Below are 17,618 nucleotides of genomic sequence, written 5' to 3'. Positions count from 1 at the left end.
TATGAATATAATTGTTGCTGGATGTGGCAGGCTTGGAGCTGAGTTGGCACAGATGTTAGATTCAGATGGCTATAGTGTCGTAGTCATAGACAAAGACGTAAATGCCTTTAAAAGATTGAAGCCTTCTTTTAAAGGAAAGTTCATTGAAGGAGTTGCTTTTGATAAGGCTACTTTAATAAAAGCAGGTATTGAACATGCAGATGCTGTTGCATCAACTACAAACGGTGATAACACTAATATCGTTACGGCTTTGATTGCAAAAAAGAAATTTAATATTCCTACTATTGTGGCAAGGATATATGACCCCATAAGAGCGGAAATATACAGAAAAATGGGCATAAATACTGTATCTCCTACATTATGGGGTGCAAATAAGATGAAGGATTTGATTTGTCATCCTGATCTTTTTAGGATTTCGTCATTTGGCAGTGGCGAAGTGGAAATAGTAGAGACAGAAGCTTCAGCTTATTTGGATGGGCGTTACGTAAAAGATTTAGTAATTCCGTCAGAAGTGAATGTAGTCAGCATAGTAAGAGATGGCATCGCTATAATTCCAACACAAAGCACAGTTGTGAAAAAAGGAGATAAGATATTTATAGCCGTTACAGCTTTTGGAAAGACAAAGATGAAACAGATGTTTATGTAAATATTGGTAAGGAGGTGAAAAAACCTGACGGAAACAATAAATATGTTTCCAAATTGCAGGTTATAATCATGTCAATAATGATCGTTGGTGCTGGTAGATTGGGCTTATATCTTGCTCAATTGATGAATGAAAGGCAAGAAAAAGTTGTCGTGATTGAAAAAGATGAATCAAAGATTGATAAACTAAGGAAAGAATTAAAGTGTGACATAGTGATTGGAGATGGCTGTAATTCGGATGTTTTAAAAAAAGCTGGAATAATAGGAACGAATATTGTTGTCGCTGCCACAGGGCATGATGAGGACAATCTTATAATTTGTCAACTGGCAAAATACGAGTTTGGCGTATCGAGAGTAGTATCCAGGATAAACAATCCAAAAAATGACTGGCTTTTCACTAAAGATATGGGAGTAGATGCGGCTGTAAGCAGTGCCAGGATAATTGCAAGGTTAATAGAAGAAGAAGCTGAAATAAGCGGGCTTACAACCATAATCAATCTTTCAGAAGGGAAAATCTCTATCGTAAGGAGCATCATTGAAAGAGACTCCAATGCTGCCAATAAAATGATAAAAGACTTAATGTTGCCGAATAACTGCGTTATCATGTCGATAGTAAGAAACAACAAAGTTTTGCTTCCAAACGGTAGTACATACATCTTACCGGGTGATGAGGTCTTAAGCGTCGTAAGCGATGAGAGCAAGGAAGCATTAAAAAATATTTTTGATGCAGAGTAAGAAAGACTTTTGCACAAATGACTGAATATGTCATAGTGCAAAGTCTTTTTTTTATACAAAAAAACAATTTAAGGTTCTATACGATCAGCTATGATTAATACTGACTGGTCAATAAAAAATATAAAATATTTTTTAAAAACATGAAGGAATTTTTTATTCAGTGTAGAAATAATACTTTAGTAAACATATTAATTAAATAAATTATTAAAGGAGATGGTCTAATTGAATTCTTATCTACTTATCATCTATGGAGTTGTTATTATTGCAGCTCTTGCCATCATTGGTTTTATTAGGTTTATTTTCAGTCAAGACAAAGGTGACGAGAAGATGCAGCAGATATCAGATTCCATAAAAGAAGGTGCAATGGCTTTTCTAAACAGGCAGTATAAAACGATAACAGTCCTTGCACTGATAGTTGCTGTCTTAATTATAATTGCCAATTACTATGGACATCAGGCAGAAGGTGTTGGCTCTGCCATAAGCTATGCATGGCATGTTGGATTGGCATTTATATCTGGGGCTTTGTGCTCTGCTATATCCGGCTACATAGGTATGTACATGGCAGTAAATTCAAATGTAAGAGCAGCCAGTGGTGCAAGAAAAGGTCTTAATAAGGCTTTACAAATCGCTTTAAGAGGTGGGGCTGTTACAGGCCTTGCAGTTACAGCATTATCACTTTTTGGCGTGGCAACTTTGTTTTTCGCTTACGGTGGGGCATCTGGTCAGCAGGAATTAGTTAAAAATGCTCCATCATTGATAGTAGGCTTTGGCTTTGGCGCTTCTTTTGTTGCGCTTTTCGCACAGTTAGGTGGTGGTATATACACAAAAGCTGCTGACGTAGGGGCTGACCTTGTCGGCAAGGTAGAAGCAGGCATTCCAGAGGATGATCCAAGAAATCCTGCAGTAATCGCTGATTTGGTTGGCGATAACGTTGGAGATTGTGCTGGTAGGGGAGCCGACCTGTTTGAATCAACAGCCGCTGAAAATATAGGCGCTATGATTTTGGGTGTAGGCTTGTATCCTGTCTTTGGATTAAAGGGAATATTGTTCCCACTTGTAGCACGTGCAATAGGAATAATCGCTTCAATTATCGGCATTGTATTCGTAAACACAAAAGACGAATCAAAAGATCCTATGATTGCTTTAAACAAAGGATATTTTGTGACAACGATAATAAATATAATTGTGCTTTTCTTCGCTGTTAAAATTATGTTATCAGGTCATCTTTCAAATGGAAATAGCGTAAATTATCTGCTTCTATATGGTGCAGCAGTTGCAGGTATACTTTTAAGCTACGTATTTGTATTTTTGACAAATTACTACACATCTATGAGTAAAAGACCAGTTCAAGAGATCGCAAAGGCTTCAACAACCGGTGCTGCGACAAATATAATTACAGGTATTTCTGTAGGTATGGAGTCTCCGGCACTTCCTGTACTGTTTATTTCAGCAGCAATAATTATAGCATATAGGCTTGGTCAGCTTGCACTTCCTAATATAGCAACAGCAGGCTTCTACGGTACTGCTATAGCTACAATGGGAATGCTGTCTACAACTGCTTATATATTAGCAATGGATACTTTTGGCCCTATTACTGACAACGCAGGTGGAATCACTGAAATGTCCGAAGCACCTGAGTCAGTAAGGCTTGTAACAGATAGGCTTGATGCATGTGGAAATACGACAAAGGCGTTGACAAAAGGTTATGCAGTAGGATCTGCAGCGCTGGCTACATTCCTCCTTTTCTCTGCATATCTTGATGAAGTCAAGAAGATATTAGGCAAATCTATCGATTCTTGGTTTGCTGTAGATATAGGTAAACCTGAGGTTTTCATAGGAGCATTTATAGGTGCTATGATAGTATTTCTCTTTAGCTCAACAGCTATAAGAGCTGTAGGTAAAGCGGCACAGTACGTCATACTGGAAGTCAGAAGGCAGTTTAAAGAAAACCCAGGTATTATGGAAGGCACATCAAAGCCAGACTACGCGAAAACAGTTGATATAGTTACAAAAGGTGCATTGAAAGAGATGGTTATCCCCGGTCTTATTGTCGTTGTGGCGCCTATCTTAGTTGGTATTTTGCTTGGCAAAGAATCTGCAGCAGCGTTTTTGATGGTTGGCACTATATCTGGTGTAATAATGGCTTTGTTCTTGAATAACGGTGGTGGTGCTTGGGATAACGCTAAAAAATATATTGAATTAGGTAATTACGGTGGCAAAAAGTCTGAAGCCCATAAAGCAGGTGTTGTAGGCGATACAGTCGGTGATCCATTTAAAGACACTGCAGGTCCATCATTACACGTTTTGATAAAGCTTATAAGCACTATCACGCTTGTGTTTGCATCCTTGTTTAGATAAAAAGATCTATGCTAAGGTGGAGTTTAATGCTCCACCTTTTTTAATTGTCTTGAGCTCTGAAAAATTTTATTGACTGAAGGGTGTATTAATGATATACTATATATTGATATATCAATACAATCAAACACAATATATAGAGCTAATATTAGAAAATTTCAGATATGTTTGCTTATTTGGTTAACTTTTAAGTGGGATTTTAGTGGATCATTTTTACAGATGATAATTAATGGAGGGTTTGAAATTGGATAAAAATATGAAAGTAATTAAAAGAAATGGCAAAGAAGAAGAATTTGACAGAGCGAAGATTGCAAATGCTGTTAATAAGGCGTTTGAAGCTGTCGGCGAAGGGGAATACAATGATGCTTTAAAGGTAGCTGAAGAAGTTACAGAGTACATAGGAAATAATTTTGAAGGGTGCGCAAGTGTAGAGGAGATTCAAGACATTGTAGAACAATTTTTGATAAAACATGGATTTGCAAAGGCGGCGAAAGCTTACATATTGTACAGAAAACAACATCAAGACATAAGAGAATTTAAAAATATGTTTATGGACATTGAAAAAATGGTGGACGAGTACATAGGCAAGTTAGACTGGAGAGTAAATGAAAACAGCAATATGAGCTATTCTCTCCAAGGCTTAAACAATCACATAGCAAGTACGATAACGGCCAATTACTGGCTGAATAAAATATACCCAAAAGAAGTAAGAGATGCCCATGTGAATGGCGATTTGCACATTCATGACTTAAGCCTTTTATCTGTGTATTGCTGTGGATGGGATTTGAAAGACCTCCTCGTATCTGGATTTACCGGTGTAGAGGGAAAAGTGCAAAGCAGACCTCCAAAGCATTTTAGATCTGCTTTAGGACAGATAGTGAACTTCTTCTATACACTTCAAGGAGAAGCCGCAGGTGCACAGGCATTTTCTAATTTTGATACTTATTTGGCACCGTTTATATATTATGACAAGCTTTCGTATAAAGAAGTAAAACAATCTTTGCAAGAATTTATATTTAACATAAATGTCCCAACAAGAGTAGGTTTTCAGACTCCATTTACAAATATAACGATGGATCTGGTGGTGCCAGATATACTGGCTGACGAACCTGTCATAATAGGCGGTAAAGCCATGAATAGATCGTATAAAGAATTTCAGAAGGAAATGGACATGCTTAATATGGCTTTTGCTGAGGTTATGATGGAAGGGGACGCAAATGGAAGGATATTCACATTTCCAATACCAACTTACAATATAACGAAGGATTTTGATTGGGAAAGCCCTGTCATCGATAAAATAATGGAGATGACTGCAAAATACGGATTGCCGTATTTCAGCAACTTTGTAAATAGCGATCTAAACCCAGAGGATGCAAGGTCAATGTGTTGTAGGTTAAGGCTTGATAATAGAGAGCTTAGAAAGCGTGGTGGCGGTCTTTTTGGAGCAAATCCACTGACAGGATCGATTGGCGTTGTAACGATAAATATGCCAAGGATTGGGTATTTATCCGATTCAAAAGAAGAGTTTTTTGAGAGATTAGGAAAGCAAATGGATGTAGCAAGAAAGAGCCTTGAGATAAAGAGAAAAGTGCTGGAGAATATGACTGAAATGGGTCTTTATCCATATTCTAAATTTTACCTAAGAGATATAAAAATAAGATTTGGCTCATATTGGCAGAATCACTTTAATACCATTGGTTTAATAGGAATGAATGAGGCGCTTTTGAATTTCATGGGATGCGACATTACGAGTGAAAAAGGCAGAAATTTCGCATTGGAAGTTTTGGACTTCATGAGAAATAGATTGGAAGACTATCAGATAGAGTCAAATTATCTTTACAACCTTGAAGCATCGCCTGCTGAAGGTGCGTCGTACAGATTGGCAAAAAAAGACAAAGAGTTATACAAAGACATCATCACTGCAGGAGGAGATGTGCCGTATTACACTAATTCTACGCAGCTTCCTGTCGACTTTACAGAAGACATATTTACAGCCCTTGACATGCAGGATGAGCTTCAGACTAAATACACAGGCGGGACAGTATTTCATGGTTTTTTAGGTGAAAACATAAGCGATCCTGATACATGCAAAGCATTGGTGAAAAAGATAGCTTACAATTACAGGCTTCCTTATTACACAATAACGCCGACATTTTCAATATGTGACAACCACGGCTACATATCAGGAGAGCATTTTAACTGTCCATATTGTGGCAATGAATGTGAAGTGTACAGCAGAGTTGTAGGATACTACAGGCCGCTTCAAAACTGGAATGAAGGCAAAAGAGAGGAGTTTTCTGACAGGAAGGAATTCGTAATATGATGTATGATTATCTGCCTGTATCTATGGTAGATTATCCAGGCAAAATAGCTACGACGGTATTTGTAAGTGGATGTAACTTTGTTTGCCCATATTGTCACAATAGCCAGCTTATTAAATCTAAAAAACCTGTTAAGAGTGAAGCTGAGTTTTTAGAATATCTGGATAAAAGAAAAAATCTAATAGATGGCGTTTGTATAACAGGTGGTGAACCTACGCTGTGGGATGGCTTATATGACTTTATTAAGGATATAAAGGATTTAGGGTTTAGCGCTAAGCTTGATACCAACGGTTCTCGACCGGATGTAATAGAGAGGATTTTAAACGATGATTTGGTAGACTACATTGCCATGGATGTAAAGGCACCTAAAAATAAATACGGTTTATTCGTAAAAAACAATGAAGATATAGAGAAGATTGTAAAGAGCATTAATTTAATAAAAAACTCCAGAATAGATTATGAATTCAGGACAACTGTAAATGAAAATATACTTAGTTTAGAAGATTTTTCGTCAATTGGTGATTTGATTTCTGGCAGCAGAAGATATGTGCTTCAAGCCTACAAATATTCTGACGGTGTCTTAGATAAAGACTTGTGCGGCGAAAAACAGTGTGACATTGAATTTTTGAAAAATATAAAAGAGATGTTAAAAGATAAAGTAGATAAGGTATTGATAAGGTAAAAAAAGAGGAGATTTTCTCCTCTTTTTTTTGGGAAAAATTATGGAAGGTGTATAATTTTATTAGATGAGTTACAGGAAGTTCAATTAAAAATTTATTAGGGGGATTTTTATGGACAAGAATTTGTTAGGTACTAACATCGTCACACAGATAGGCATAATAGTAAAAGACATTGATGAAGCATCAAAGACTTTTGCAGACTTTTTTGGAGTTTTAAAGCCTAAGTGGAATTGGACAGATGGCTATGAGAAGTCACACGCAGAATTTAATGGGAAACCATCTGATGCTCGTGCAAAGCTTGCTTTTTTTGATATGGGGCAAGTTCTCTACATAGAGCCATAAACAATCTTGGCAGTGTAAATCTTAGATTCTTAGACATTGATGAGTTACAAAAGGAATTAGAATCAAAACCTGATTGCGTAATATTATTTGAAGAAAATAGATTTAATCCCCAATCAGAGAATGTTAATCTCTGGATGACAGAAGAGATAGAGAAGAAAATAGTAAACTACGTAAAAGACGGTGGAAGCTTATTTGCATGGCATTCTGGTCTATCATCATATTCGGAAGATGGACTGTTAAACGAGTCGTTTTTGAAGACGTTACATGAATGCATAAATTGGTGTATAAAATAGTAAATACATTTAAGTGAAAAGACAAGATAGGCTGTGTTAGATGATAGCTAGTCTATGCGCTAAGATCTTTAGATTGCGTAAAGCAGAGGAAAGAACTTATTAAGAAAAATCTCCAGTTAAACATGAGATAAAAAGCCAGTGCCATTTGGGATCATAGAACATGGTCGCGATGGTGCCAAATACGAAGACTTCTACGGATATAAAGTGGGTAGAAAGCTTTTAGATCTTCTAATAGAGAATAGAGTTTAAGATAAAGGCAAAAAGTCGGTTAAGTAAAAGCCGGCTTTTTTGTGGTTGTTAAAGTTCTTTAAATGGTTACTTGAATTACTTTAATTATAAACTTAACAAAATATTAGATATGGTATAAATTGTATTAGTAATCGTTATTTAATCAAATATAACACTTAATTCAAGCAAAATCATATTAAATTCAAGTAAAAATTGCTTGAAAGTTATATAAGCATAACGTATAATAAAATTGCAAGAAAAAATTACACCGAGGTGTTTAGATTGCCGGCAATCAAGAAGAAAAAGGTTACAATGAAAGATATAGCACAAAAATTGAATATATCTGTAAATGCAGTATCGATAGCGCTAAACGATAAAGTTGGAGTAAGCGAAGATACAAAAAACCTGATTTTAAAAACCGCTGATGAAATGGGCTATTTTGATGAAAATCCATCGTTCATAATCAAAAATCATTTTAAAAATATTTGTCTTTTGATAGAGGAGCGAAATTTTCGCGATACTCATTTTTACACAAAGGTAATACTTGGAATAGAAAATGAGGCCAGAAAAAACAATTTTGACATCTTGGTAAACTTTATGAATAAAGATGATTTTCAGATTCCTAAAAGTGTTGAAAGCAGAAAGGTGTCAGGAATATTAGTTGTAGGAACGATAAAAGATCAACACTTAAGGATGCTTTTAGATTATGGAATACCAATAGTACAAGTCGATCATTCATCATTTTTGATAAATACAGATGCAGTTTTGACTCAGAATATACCTGGATCTTATATGGCGACAAAATATCTCATTGAAAAAGGGCATACGCAGATAGGATTTTTTGGAGAGATAGACTTTTCTCTGAGTTTTAAAGAAAGATGGCTTGGATTTAATGAAGCCATGAGAGCATCAGGGCTTAATATCGACCCTATATTAAATGTAAATCCTGGTTACTGTGTAATAGGCAGCGTTGAAAAGTACGTTTTAAGCAAAAACTACAAAGAAGTGGCAAATATTATATCAAAGATGGATAAGCTACCGACTGCATGGGTATGCTCAAACGACAGTGCAGCTATAACATTGTATAATGCATTGAACATTTTAGGGTTGAAAGTGCCTGATGATATTTCAGTCGTGGGTTTTGATGACATTGATATATGCAAGATTGTCAATCCTCCATTGACTACGGTTCGTGTAAACAAGGAGCTAATGGGCGTCAAGGCAGTTCAAAAACTCTTGTGGAGGATGAATAATATTAAAGAACCGTTTGACCATATAAGGATGGAAGTTAAATTAATTGAGAGAGGATCTGTAAAAGAAATAAGATAGAAATTTAAGGCAACTATGTAAACGTGCTTATCTAACAAAAATTAATTTAAATTTAGGAGGTAGCAATTACGATGAAAAAGAGAATTTCAATTTTGATATCGGCTTTGATGATTTTATCAATACTTGTAAGTGGCTGTTCAAGTAGCTCAAACAAGCAAAATTCTTCTTCTAATGCTTCTAAGAGCACAACTGATAAGGTAACTATAAAATTGTCTACATGGGCAGGAGCAGATGAAGCAAAACAATTGCAGTCAATTATCGATAAATTAAATTCTAGTTCAAAGGATTACGTAATAGTGCAAAATTCAAACCCTGCTGACTATGATACTAGAATAACGACACAGCTTTCGGCAGGTAGTGGACCAGATCTGTTTTGGGTGTCGGCACAGAGAGCAACACAACTTGCTGCACAAGGAGCATTATTTGATATAACAAACTATTTATCTAAATCTGACAATAAGGCAGCTAACGTTTCTGATTATTACGAAAATGCATTGGCTCCATTCAAATATCAAAACAAAATATACGGATTGCCATGGGCTGAAAATCCAGTAGTATTGTATATTAATAAAGATATGTTTGACAAAGCTAAAATTCCATATCCAGATGGTACATGGAACTGGGACAAGTTCTTAAACGTTGCTCAGCAATTGACGATTGATGCAAATGGCAAACATCCAGGAGAGGCTGGGTTCGACAAAAACAACATCAAACAATGGGGTTTCACACTTAACGGTTGGCCGCCAGTTCAAATGTTTGTATGGCAAAATAATGGTGAAGTTATAACGCCGGATTTTAAAAGCTCACCAATAGATACTCCTGAAGCAAAAAAGGCATTTGAATTCTACTCTGAATTGATAAATAGTCCTGCAGTTCCTTCACAGCAGACGATTAAGGATCAAGGTTTTGATACAATGTTTAAGAATCAAGAAGTTGCGATGTTTATGGGTGGTGCTGCAGACAGTTTAGAGACGCAAGTCAAATTTAATTGCGGTGTTTATGAAGTGCCGTCAGGACCTACCGGTAAAAAGGTTACTTTTGGAGACTTGTACGGAATGGCAATAAACGCAAAGACAAAGAATCCGGATGTAGCGTTTAAAGCATTTATCGACTTAACAAATGCGATTCAAGAATGGAAGGTAGTTCCTCCTATAAAATCAGAAGTAAATGTAGATGCATTGAAGAAATTGCATCCAGATAGAAGCACAGAGACATTAGATACAATAGTAAAATCTATGTCTTATGCTGAAGGTTTCAGGTATTTTGTAAATTATCCAGATTGGGATAATATATTCTGGAATCAACTTATGGATCCTATAATAAATAATAAAGCAAATCCAGATGATCTTATTCCAAAAGTTAAGCCGCAATTGGATAATGTCTTAAAACAATACGTTAGCAATAAATAATTATGGAAGGGAGGCTTATCCTCCTTTCCTATTGATGAGATAAGCACGTTTATCTTATTTTAATATAAGGTTGGCATTCCTTTTAAAACTAAAAGGAGGAATTCAAATGGAACAATATTTAGGAACTACAGAACGATGGTTTATAACACCTGTAGTTCTCATGTTTTTTGCTTTGATAATTTATTTTGTGTTAAAGAAAATCGGATGGAAGGCAAGAGCCGCTACTGGCTTTGCTTTAGTATCACCATGGCTTATAGGATTTATTATTTTTACAGCATTTCCGCTAATTTATTCTTTGTATTTAAGCTTTACCAATTACAGTTTGTTTGGCACACCGAAATGGATTGGGCTTAACAATTATATATACATTTTTACTAATGATTATGAATTTTGGCCGTCAGTTAGACTGACTTTGCTTTATGCAATATTTACAGTACCAATTGGTGTTATAGGGTCATTATTGATTGCTATGTTGTTAAATAATCGTATAAAGGGAATAGGTGTTTTTAGAACTATCTATTATTTACCTGCTGTGATGCCTGATGTTGCTGTTGCATTAATATGGAGATGGCTTTTTAATAGTCAATCAGGCCTTATAAATTATGTTCTTTCGCCATTTCTTAAAATTTTTCATATAGGAAAAATAGACTGGTTTGGTGATCCTAAATACGTATTGTGGGCATTCATAATAATGAGTGTATGGGGTATATTTGGGACAAACACAGTTGTTTTCCTTGCTGGACTTCAAGGTGTTCCCAGAAGTCTTTATGAGGTTGCCGAACTTGATGGTGCAAGTTCATGGATTAAATTTTGGAAAATAACTATTCCACAAATATCACCTGTAATACTCTTACAAGTTGTAATGGGAATTATTAGTGCATTGCAGATATTTACTGTGGCAATGTTTGTAAGACCAACAACTGGTGCAGGAATATTCATGAATCAATTGATTTACAATAGAGGTTTTACACAATTGCACATGGGGCAAGCATCAGCAATAGCATGGGTATTATTTGTAATAATATTAGCTTTTACTCTTTTAGTTTTCAAATCCACACCAGCATGGGTACACTACGAAGGGGAAATCAAAAGGTGATTAAGGAGATGTTAAACTATGGTGGGCATATTAAGCACATATAAAAAGTCTAACAGGGTTCGCAATATTACAAAGAAAACTATTTTGTACATTGTTCTTTCAGCAATAGCCATAGTAATATTGATGCCTTTTTTTTGGATGCTGTCAACAGCATTGAAATCAAATGCAGATATTTTTGCATGGCCGCCGGATTTCTTCCCTAAACCTGCATTATGGGGGAACTTTGCAAAAGCATGGCATGCTATGCCATTTAACAAATACCTAATAAATAGTATATTTATAGTTGTTTTGGGAATGGTAGCTGAGATAACTAGTGAGACTTTAGTAGCGTATGGCTTTGCACGCTTTAAGTTTCCTGGAAGAGATTTGATATTTTTCATACTTTTAAGTACAATGATGTTGCCTTTTCATGTAACATTGATACCTACTTATTTGATATGGCAGAAATTAGGCCTTGTAGGCCAGTTTGATCCGTTGGTTATAAGGGCATGGACAGCATGGGGACCTTTTTACATTTTTCTTTTGAGACAATTTTTGATGGGAATTCCTTTTGAGTTAGATGAAGCTGCAGAGATTGATGGTGCGACTCCGCTGCAAACTTTTGTTCATGTTATTTTACCTCAGATTAAACCCGCTCTTTTAGCTATTTGCGTGTTTACATTTAGAGGATATTGGAATGATTTTTTAGGGCCTGTTCTTTATCTCAATGATATGAATAAGTACACGATGACCCTTGGTATGTACTTTTTCATGGGTGGTGTAAATGAACAACCAAGTTGGAACTATTTGATGGCTATGTCAATTGTGATAGCACTTCCTATGCTTGTTTTATTCTTTATCGCTCAACGGTATTTTATTGAAGGAATTACTTTTACTGGTTTAAAGGACTAAGTTTATTCTTCATGTAGATTTATTATTGAAGGGGATGACAATAGAATGGTTACATCTTATGGCAACTATTTTCACAAATTCATAATAGGTGCTAACTACTGGCCAAGAAATTATGGTGTTGACATGTGGAAAAGATGGAATAAGGAAGAAATTAAAAATGAGTTTATTGAAGCAAAATCATTAGGACTTGATGTAATGAGAATAAATCTCTTGTGGGAAGATTTTCAGCCACAACCTGATATCATATCGGAAGACGCGATTAAGAAATTTGATGAACTTATTGAAATATGCCATGATGTAGATATTAAAATTGTCCCTACATTTTTCGTAGGACACATGAGCGGAGAGAATTTCGATGTAAATTGGAGAAATGGCAAAAGCATATACAATGATTCTTTCATGTTGAGGCATGAGGTAAAACTCGTCGGTTTTTTTGCAGAAAAATACAAAAATGAAGATGCAATTTTATTCTGGGATCTTTCCAATGAACCTGACAACTATGTTAAAGCAGAATCGAGACACGATGCATGGCTATGGAACTATATGCTGTCTAATGAGATAAAAAGGTACGACAAAAATCATCCAGTGACATTGGGAATTCATCAGGTATCCCTTCTTTCTGACAATAAATTTTACCCGGAGGATTTAAAAGAAGGCAATGACTTCTTATGTATGCATGCGTATCCAATATATACAGATACATGCATTGACCCTGTGAATTCCATAAGAAGCACGTATATTGCACCATTTGCATCGAAGCTTACTAAAGCTATGGGTGGCAAAGATGTTCTATTTGAAGAATTTGGCGCTACCACACTTATGATGTCAGAAGAAATCGAAGGTAAATACTACAAAACGGTTTTATACAGTCTATTTGCAAATGAATCATTAGGTGCAATAGCATGGTGCTTTGGAGATTTTACAGTTGGAAACAAATTGCCCTACAACACCACACCTTTTGAAACGCACTTTGGCATAACTGCATTTGATGGCAGGCCAAAGCCATCGGGACTTCAAATAAAGGCTTTTTCGGAATTTATAAATAAAATTGAATACGATGAATTAATCCCCAAAAGTTGTGATGCAGCCATAATTGTTCCTGATAAGTATTATAATGCATTGTTTGTTGGCGATGATTACACACCGGAAAGAAATTTCAGAATACTTTTAAATAGCTTTATACTTGCAAAAGAAGCTGGTATAGATGTAGAGATGGTAAAAGCTTCTGATGTTGATTTTAACAAATACAAGATGCTGATACTTCCATCGGCATATAGGAAGGGACATTTAACACACGATCAGTGGATGAGGATAGTTGACTATGTAAAAAGCGGTGGTACATTATACGCATCTTATGATGGAATTGCAGTTGAGAGATTTGACGAAGTTTTTGGCATTGAAACACAGTATTCAATGGTGCCGAAGGATAATATCGCTTCAATTTATATAGAAGACAGAAAGATTAAGTTAAATTATAGCACACTTAAATTTAATAAACACTTAATCGTAAAACCTACTACATGCAGTGTGATTGGATACGACAATGAAGGAAATCCCGCAGTAGTCATAAATAAATTCGGTAAAGGCAATGCAGTCTTTGTAACGTACCCTATCGAACTTTATTTAAGCTACATGCCGGACGTATATAAAGACGATAAAACTTATGAAATATACAAATTGGCAAAAGAAATATCAAATATAAATCCGAAGATAGAAGCGGGATCGCCATTCGTAGAGGTCAAAGAATTTAAGTACAAAGGTAAAGAACTTGTAATATTTATTAATCATGAAGATGTTGATGTGAAGATTGATGCGAACATTTCTGGAAGAGTGAAAGATATAATAAGCAATAAAGAATTTGATTTGGAAAATTTCATGATAAAAGCCGATGAAGCAGTTGCATTTTTGATGTAGAAGGGGGTATTATAATGTTTAGGCTAAGGAGGCTTACAGACAAACCAATATTGTCGCCTATAAAAGAACATGAATGGGAAAGAAAAGCTGTATTCAATGCCGCAGTTATATATGAAGATCATAAGTTTCACCTTTTTTACAGAGCTTCTAACAATGGATTCGTATTAAACACAGAGAAGCCAGAAGAAAAGCATAAATTTGTGTCATCAATAGGCTATGCGATAAGCAATGATGGCATCAATTTTGAAAGATTTGACAAGCCTATTATAGTAGGTGAGACAGAGCAGGAAGCATGGGGTGTTGAAGATCCCAGAGTGACAAAAATTGATAATAAATATTACATGCTTTATACAGGTTTTGGAGGAAAAAGTTGGGATGATTTCAGGATATGTATGGCTGCATCTTATGACTTGAAAAATTGGGAAGGACATAGAGTAGTTCTTGACGAACCAAACAAAGATGCAGCACTTTTGCCTGAAAAAATAAACGGGAAGTATGTCATGTTTCACAGAAGAGAACCCGATATTTGGATAGCATATTCAGATGATTTGATAAATTGGACTGATCATAAGATAATAATGAAGCCTATTGAAGATACATGGGAATCTAAGAAGATTGGTATAGCAGGGCCTCCTATAAAAAGAGATGATGGATGGCTTCTTATCTACCATGGAGTCGACAAAAACAATGTGTACAGGTTAGGTGCAGCACTTTTAGATTTAAAAGATCCATCAAAAGTGGTAGCAAGGCAGAAAGAGCCTATTTTGGAGCCTGAACTTGATTGGGAAAGAGAAGGTCTTGTGCCGAATGTAGTTTTTAGCTGTGGTGCAGTTGAAGCAAATGGAATGTACTACGTTTATTACGGTGGTGCAGATACACATATAGGTGTCGCAGTAGTAGATAAAAATAAAATATCATTTTAAGGAGTGGATAAATTGATAAAGCTAAAAAGGCTAAGCGACAAACCAATTTTAGAACCAGTGACAGAGCATGAATGGGAGAGAAAAGCTGTATTTAACTGTTCTGCAATATACGACAATGGATTGTTTCACCTTATCTACAGAGCGACGGACTTAGGACCACACAAAAAATACGGAAAATATATATCAAGGTTAGGCTACGCTGTAAGCAAAGATGGAATTAACTTTATGAGGCTTGATAAACCTGTTTTAAGTAATGACGTAGAACAAGAGCTAAGAGGGTGCGAAGACCCAAGGATAGTTAAGATTGACGATACGTACTACATGATGTATACAGGCTTTGGAGATAGGACAGATGATGACTACAGAATATGCCTTGCAACTTCAAAAAATTTAATAAATTGGGAGAGAAAAGGTGTTGTTTTAGATGAGCCAAACAAAGATGCTGCGCTTTTTCCAGAAAAGATAAATGGCAATTATGTAATGTTTCACAGAAGGTATCCGGATATATGGATAGCATACTCCAGCGATTTAAAAACATGGTTTGGCCATAAATCAATAATAAAACCTATCAAAGGAACTTGGGAAAGCTCAAGGGTGGGTGTGGCTGGACCACCTATAAGGACTAAAGATGGATGGTTTCTCATTTACCATGCTGCAGATGACGACAATGTCTATAGATTAGGTGCAGCACTTCTCGACATAAATGATCCATCGATAGTTTTAGCGAGGCAAAAAGAGCCAATTTTGGAACCTGAACTTGAATGGGAAAAGAACGGCTTTATATCAAATGTGGTCTTTAGCTGCGGCAATGCGGTAAGAGGCGATGATATATTTGTCTATTACGGTGGTGCAGACACTGTAATAGGTGTAGCGTATATAAATATGAATGATATAAAATTTGATTAAAAATAACCCCCTCACATCAAGAGTATATGTGATGTGAGGGGGTTATAATTATTATAACGATTAAGTTAATTAAGAAAATACAGAATTATTTTGAATATATCAAACGGTTGACATATTTATAAATGCGTGATATAATAAAACCATAATAAAAAGCTTTACAAAAAGCTTTAAAATAATTATGGAGAGGAGATCATCATGAAGAGAAAAAAATTATTATCAATGATTGTATCGTCGGCTTTGATACTTTCACTTGTTGCAGGTTGTGGCACGACGAACAACAACACATCAGCTAAAAGTAATACATCATCTAAGAGCTCTGAAACCGTTAAAATTACTTTTTTAAATTCAAAAGGCGAAATAGAATCACAGTTAGAAGCTGCTGCTAAGCAATTTACAAAAGAAAATTCAAATATTACAGTAGATGTAATTCCAGTGCCTGCAGGACAATCTCCTTTTGAAAAAGTCACTTCCATGTACGCTTCTGGTAATGCTCCTACTTTGGCTATGCTTGATCCTGGTGATGTTGCGAAATTTAAAGACAAATTTTTAGATTTAAGCAATGAAAAGTGGGTATCTGATGCAGTATCAGGTGCATTAAATGTTGCAACTATAGACGGTAAAGTTATGGCTTTTCCTTTTGCAATAGAAGGATATGGTTTTATATACAATAAAGCAGTTTTAGATAAAGCTTTTGGAGGTAATTTTGATCCGAAATCAATAAAAACAAGGAATGACTTGGAAAATGCCTTTAAGAAAGTTGAAGCGAGTGGTGTTAAAGCACTGGAAATTTCTCCAATGGATTGGTCATTAGCAGGACATTTTTTACCTATTGCTTACGCTGATCAATCAAAAGATCCTGCTCAAGTAGATAAATTTATATCTGATTTAAAAGCTGGTAAAGCTGATCTAGCAAATAATAAAGTATTTAACGGTTTAATGGATACGTTTGACATGATGAAAAAGTATAATTTAGATAAAAATAATCCTATGGCACCAACATACGATAAAGGTCCTCAAGTTATTGGACAAGGACAAGTTGGCTTTTGGTTTATGGGCAACTGGGCATGGCCTCAGATAAAGACATTTGATACAGCAAATGGTCAATATGGATTTGTACCTGTGCCAATAAGTAATGATCCAAATGACTATGGCAATTCTGGAATACCAGTTGGTGTTACTAAATTTATAGGAATAGACAAAACACAAAACAACCAAGCACAGCAGGATGCAGCGAAAAAGTTTTTGAATTGGTTGGTGTATAGCCAGTCAGGACAAGATGCGCTTGTGAATCAATGTAGTGTAATTCCAGCATTCAAAAATATCAAGCTTGTGCCAAATGATCCATTAGCAAAGTCAATTGAGCAATATATAACTGAAGGAAACACATTAGAATTTATGACAACATTACCATCTGATCATTGGTCAAAATTAGGTGCTTCAATGCAGAAATATTTATCTGGAGTTACAGATAGAAAAGGCTTAATCAATGATATTGAAAGCTACTGGAAAAGTGTACAATAAATAATTTTACTGAATAACGGATGGAATGTTCTA

Annotated in this window: 15 protein-coding genes; all 15 read left to right on the top strand. The window is 35.6% G+C overall.

All coding sequences use genetic code 11. The features are described 5' to 3' along the window. The first annotated feature begins 1 nt into the window (after window position 1). The 15 genes from HNR52_RS05120 to HNR52_RS05050 all read left to right on the top strand — a co-directional run bounded on the left by HNR52_RS05120 (window position 2) and on the right by HNR52_RS05050 (window position 17,585). Window positions 2-646: a potassium channel family protein gene (locus HNR52_RS05120; RefSeq protein WP_435619884.1), complete on the top strand. Its 645-nt coding sequence runs from the start codon at window positions 2-4 to the stop codon at window positions 644-646. 68 nt (window positions 647-714) lie between these two features. Beyond that, on the top strand, window positions 715-1,377 hold the full coding sequence (locus HNR52_RS05115) for a potassium channel family protein (protein WP_435619883.1): 663 nt from the start codon (window positions 715-717) through the stop codon (window positions 1,375-1,377). A 222-nt stretch (window positions 1,378-1,599) separates the two neighbouring features. Then, window positions 1,600-3,735, top strand: coding sequence for a sodium-translocating pyrophosphatase (locus HNR52_RS05110; RefSeq protein WP_435619882.1), 2,136 nt, complete (start codon window positions 1,600-1,602; stop codon window positions 3,733-3,735). A 253-nt stretch (window positions 3,736-3,988) separates the two neighbouring features. After that, complete coding sequence (locus HNR52_RS05105) at window positions 3,989-6,055, top strand: ribonucleoside triphosphate reductase (protein WP_435619913.1); 2,067 nt, start codon at window positions 3,989-3,991, stop codon at window positions 6,053-6,055. After that, window positions 6,052-6,735 carry an anaerobic ribonucleoside-triphosphate reductase activating protein gene (locus HNR52_RS05100; protein ID WP_435619881.1) on the top strand — a complete coding sequence of 228 codons (684 nt, stop codon included), beginning with the start codon at window positions 6,052-6,054 and terminating at the stop codon, window positions 6,733-6,735. The genes HNR52_RS05105 and HNR52_RS05100 overlap by 4 nt, the downstream gene beginning before the upstream one ends. 109 nt (window positions 6,736-6,844) lie before the next feature. Then, window positions 6,845-7,075 (top strand): VOC family protein, encoded by a 231-nt coding sequence (locus tag HNR52_RS05095; protein ID WP_435619880.1) that lies wholly within the window; start codon window positions 6,845-6,847, stop codon window positions 7,073-7,075. A 134-nt stretch (window positions 7,076-7,209) separates the two neighbouring features. Continuing rightward, on the top strand, window positions 7,210-7,368 hold the full coding sequence (locus HNR52_RS05090; protein WP_435619879.1) for a hypothetical protein: 159 nt from the start codon (window positions 7,210-7,212) through the stop codon (window positions 7,366-7,368). Window positions 7,369-7,878: 510 nt separating this feature from the next. Further along, window positions 7,879-8,925 carry a LacI family DNA-binding transcriptional regulator gene (locus tag HNR52_RS05085; RefSeq protein ID WP_435619912.1) on the top strand — a complete coding sequence of 349 codons (1,047 nt, stop codon included), beginning with the start codon at window positions 7,879-7,881 and terminating at the stop codon, window positions 8,923-8,925. Window positions 8,926-8,996: 71 nt separating this feature from the next. After that, window positions 8,997-10,334, top strand: a complete 1,338-nt coding sequence (locus tag HNR52_RS05080) for an ABC transporter substrate-binding protein (protein ID WP_435619878.1) — start codon at window positions 8,997-8,999, stop codon at window positions 10,332-10,334. A gap of 106 nt (window positions 10,335-10,440) precedes the next feature. Next, window positions 10,441-11,430: a carbohydrate ABC transporter permease gene (locus HNR52_RS05075; protein WP_435619877.1), complete on the top strand. Its 990-nt coding sequence runs from the start codon at window positions 10,441-10,443 to the stop codon at window positions 11,428-11,430. A gap of 18 nt (window positions 11,431-11,448) precedes the next feature. Next, window positions 11,449-12,321 (top strand): carbohydrate ABC transporter permease, encoded by an 873-nt coding sequence (locus HNR52_RS05070; RefSeq protein WP_435619876.1) that lies wholly within the window; start codon window positions 11,449-11,451, stop codon window positions 12,319-12,321. 45 nt (window positions 12,322-12,366) lie between these two features. Next, window positions 12,367-14,235, top strand: a complete 1,869-nt coding sequence (locus HNR52_RS05065) for a beta-galactosidase trimerization domain-containing protein (protein ID WP_435619875.1) — start codon at window positions 12,367-12,369, stop codon at window positions 14,233-14,235. A gap of 14 nt (window positions 14,236-14,249) precedes the next feature. Beyond that, entirely contained in the window at window positions 14,250-15,158 is a 909-nt protein-coding gene (locus HNR52_RS05060) for a beta-1,2-mannobiose phosphorylase (protein WP_435619874.1), read from the top strand. A gap of 12 nt (window positions 15,159-15,170) precedes the next feature. Further along, on the top strand, window positions 15,171-16,064 hold the full coding sequence (locus HNR52_RS05055) for a 1,2-beta-oligomannan phosphorylase (protein ID WP_013787715.1): 894 nt from the start codon (window positions 15,171-15,173) through the stop codon (window positions 16,062-16,064). Window positions 16,065-16,259: 195 nt separating this feature from the next. Further along, window positions 16,260-17,585, top strand: a complete 1,326-nt coding sequence (locus HNR52_RS05050; protein WP_013787716.1) for an ABC transporter substrate-binding protein — start codon at window positions 16,260-16,262, stop codon at window positions 17,583-17,585. Window positions 17,586-17,618 lie beyond the last annotated feature (33 nt).

It is taken from the genome of Thermoanaerobacterium thermosulfurigenes (genome assembly GCF_051201035.1).
Lineage (GTDB): Bacteria > Bacillota > Thermoanaerobacteria > Thermoanaerobacterales > Thermoanaerobacteraceae > Thermoanaerobacterium > Thermoanaerobacterium thermosulfurigenes.
This window is presented reverse-complemented; position numbering and strand designations above follow the sequence as displayed.

What these genes read in the sequence shown, in the direction of transcription:
- HNR52_RS05120 (WP_435619884.1), top strand. Translation starts at nt 2, where the DNA reads ATGAATATAATTGTTGCTGGATGTGGCAGGCTTGGAGCTGAGTTGGCA.
- HNR52_RS05065 (WP_435619875.1), top strand. Translation starts at nt 12,367, where the DNA reads ATGGTTACATCTTATGGCAACTATTTTCACAAATTCATAATAGGTGCT.
- HNR52_RS05100 (WP_435619881.1), top strand. Translation starts at nt 6,052, where the DNA reads ATGATGTATGATTATCTGCCTGTATCTATGGTAGATTATCCAGGCAAA.
- HNR52_RS05070 (WP_435619876.1), top strand. Translation starts at nt 11,449, where the DNA reads ATGGTGGGCATATTAAGCACATATAAAAAGTCTAACAGGGTTCGCAAT.
- HNR52_RS05075 (WP_435619877.1), top strand. Translation starts at nt 10,441, where the DNA reads ATGGAACAATATTTAGGAACTACAGAACGATGGTTTATAACACCTGTA.
- HNR52_RS05060 (WP_435619874.1), top strand. Translation starts at nt 14,250, where the DNA reads ATGTTTAGGCTAAGGAGGCTTACAGACAAACCAATATTGTCGCCTATA.
- HNR52_RS05105 (WP_435619913.1), top strand. Translation starts at nt 3,989, where the DNA reads ATGAAAGTAATTAAAAGAAATGGCAAAGAAGAAGAATTTGACAGAGCG.
- HNR52_RS05090 (WP_435619879.1), top strand. Translation starts at nt 7,210, where the DNA reads ATGACAGAAGAGATAGAGAAGAAAATAGTAAACTACGTAAAAGACGGT.
- HNR52_RS05115 (WP_435619883.1), top strand. Translation starts at nt 715, where the DNA reads ATGTCAATAATGATCGTTGGTGCTGGTAGATTGGGCTTATATCTTGCT.
- HNR52_RS05080 (WP_435619878.1), top strand. Translation starts at nt 8,997, where the DNA reads ATGAAAAAGAGAATTTCAATTTTGATATCGGCTTTGATGATTTTATCA.
- HNR52_RS05050 (WP_013787716.1), top strand. Translation starts at nt 16,260, where the DNA reads ATGAAGAGAAAAAAATTATTATCAATGATTGTATCGTCGGCTTTGATA.
- HNR52_RS05095 (WP_435619880.1), top strand. Translation starts at nt 6,845, where the DNA reads ATGGACAAGAATTTGTTAGGTACTAACATCGTCACACAGATAGGCATA.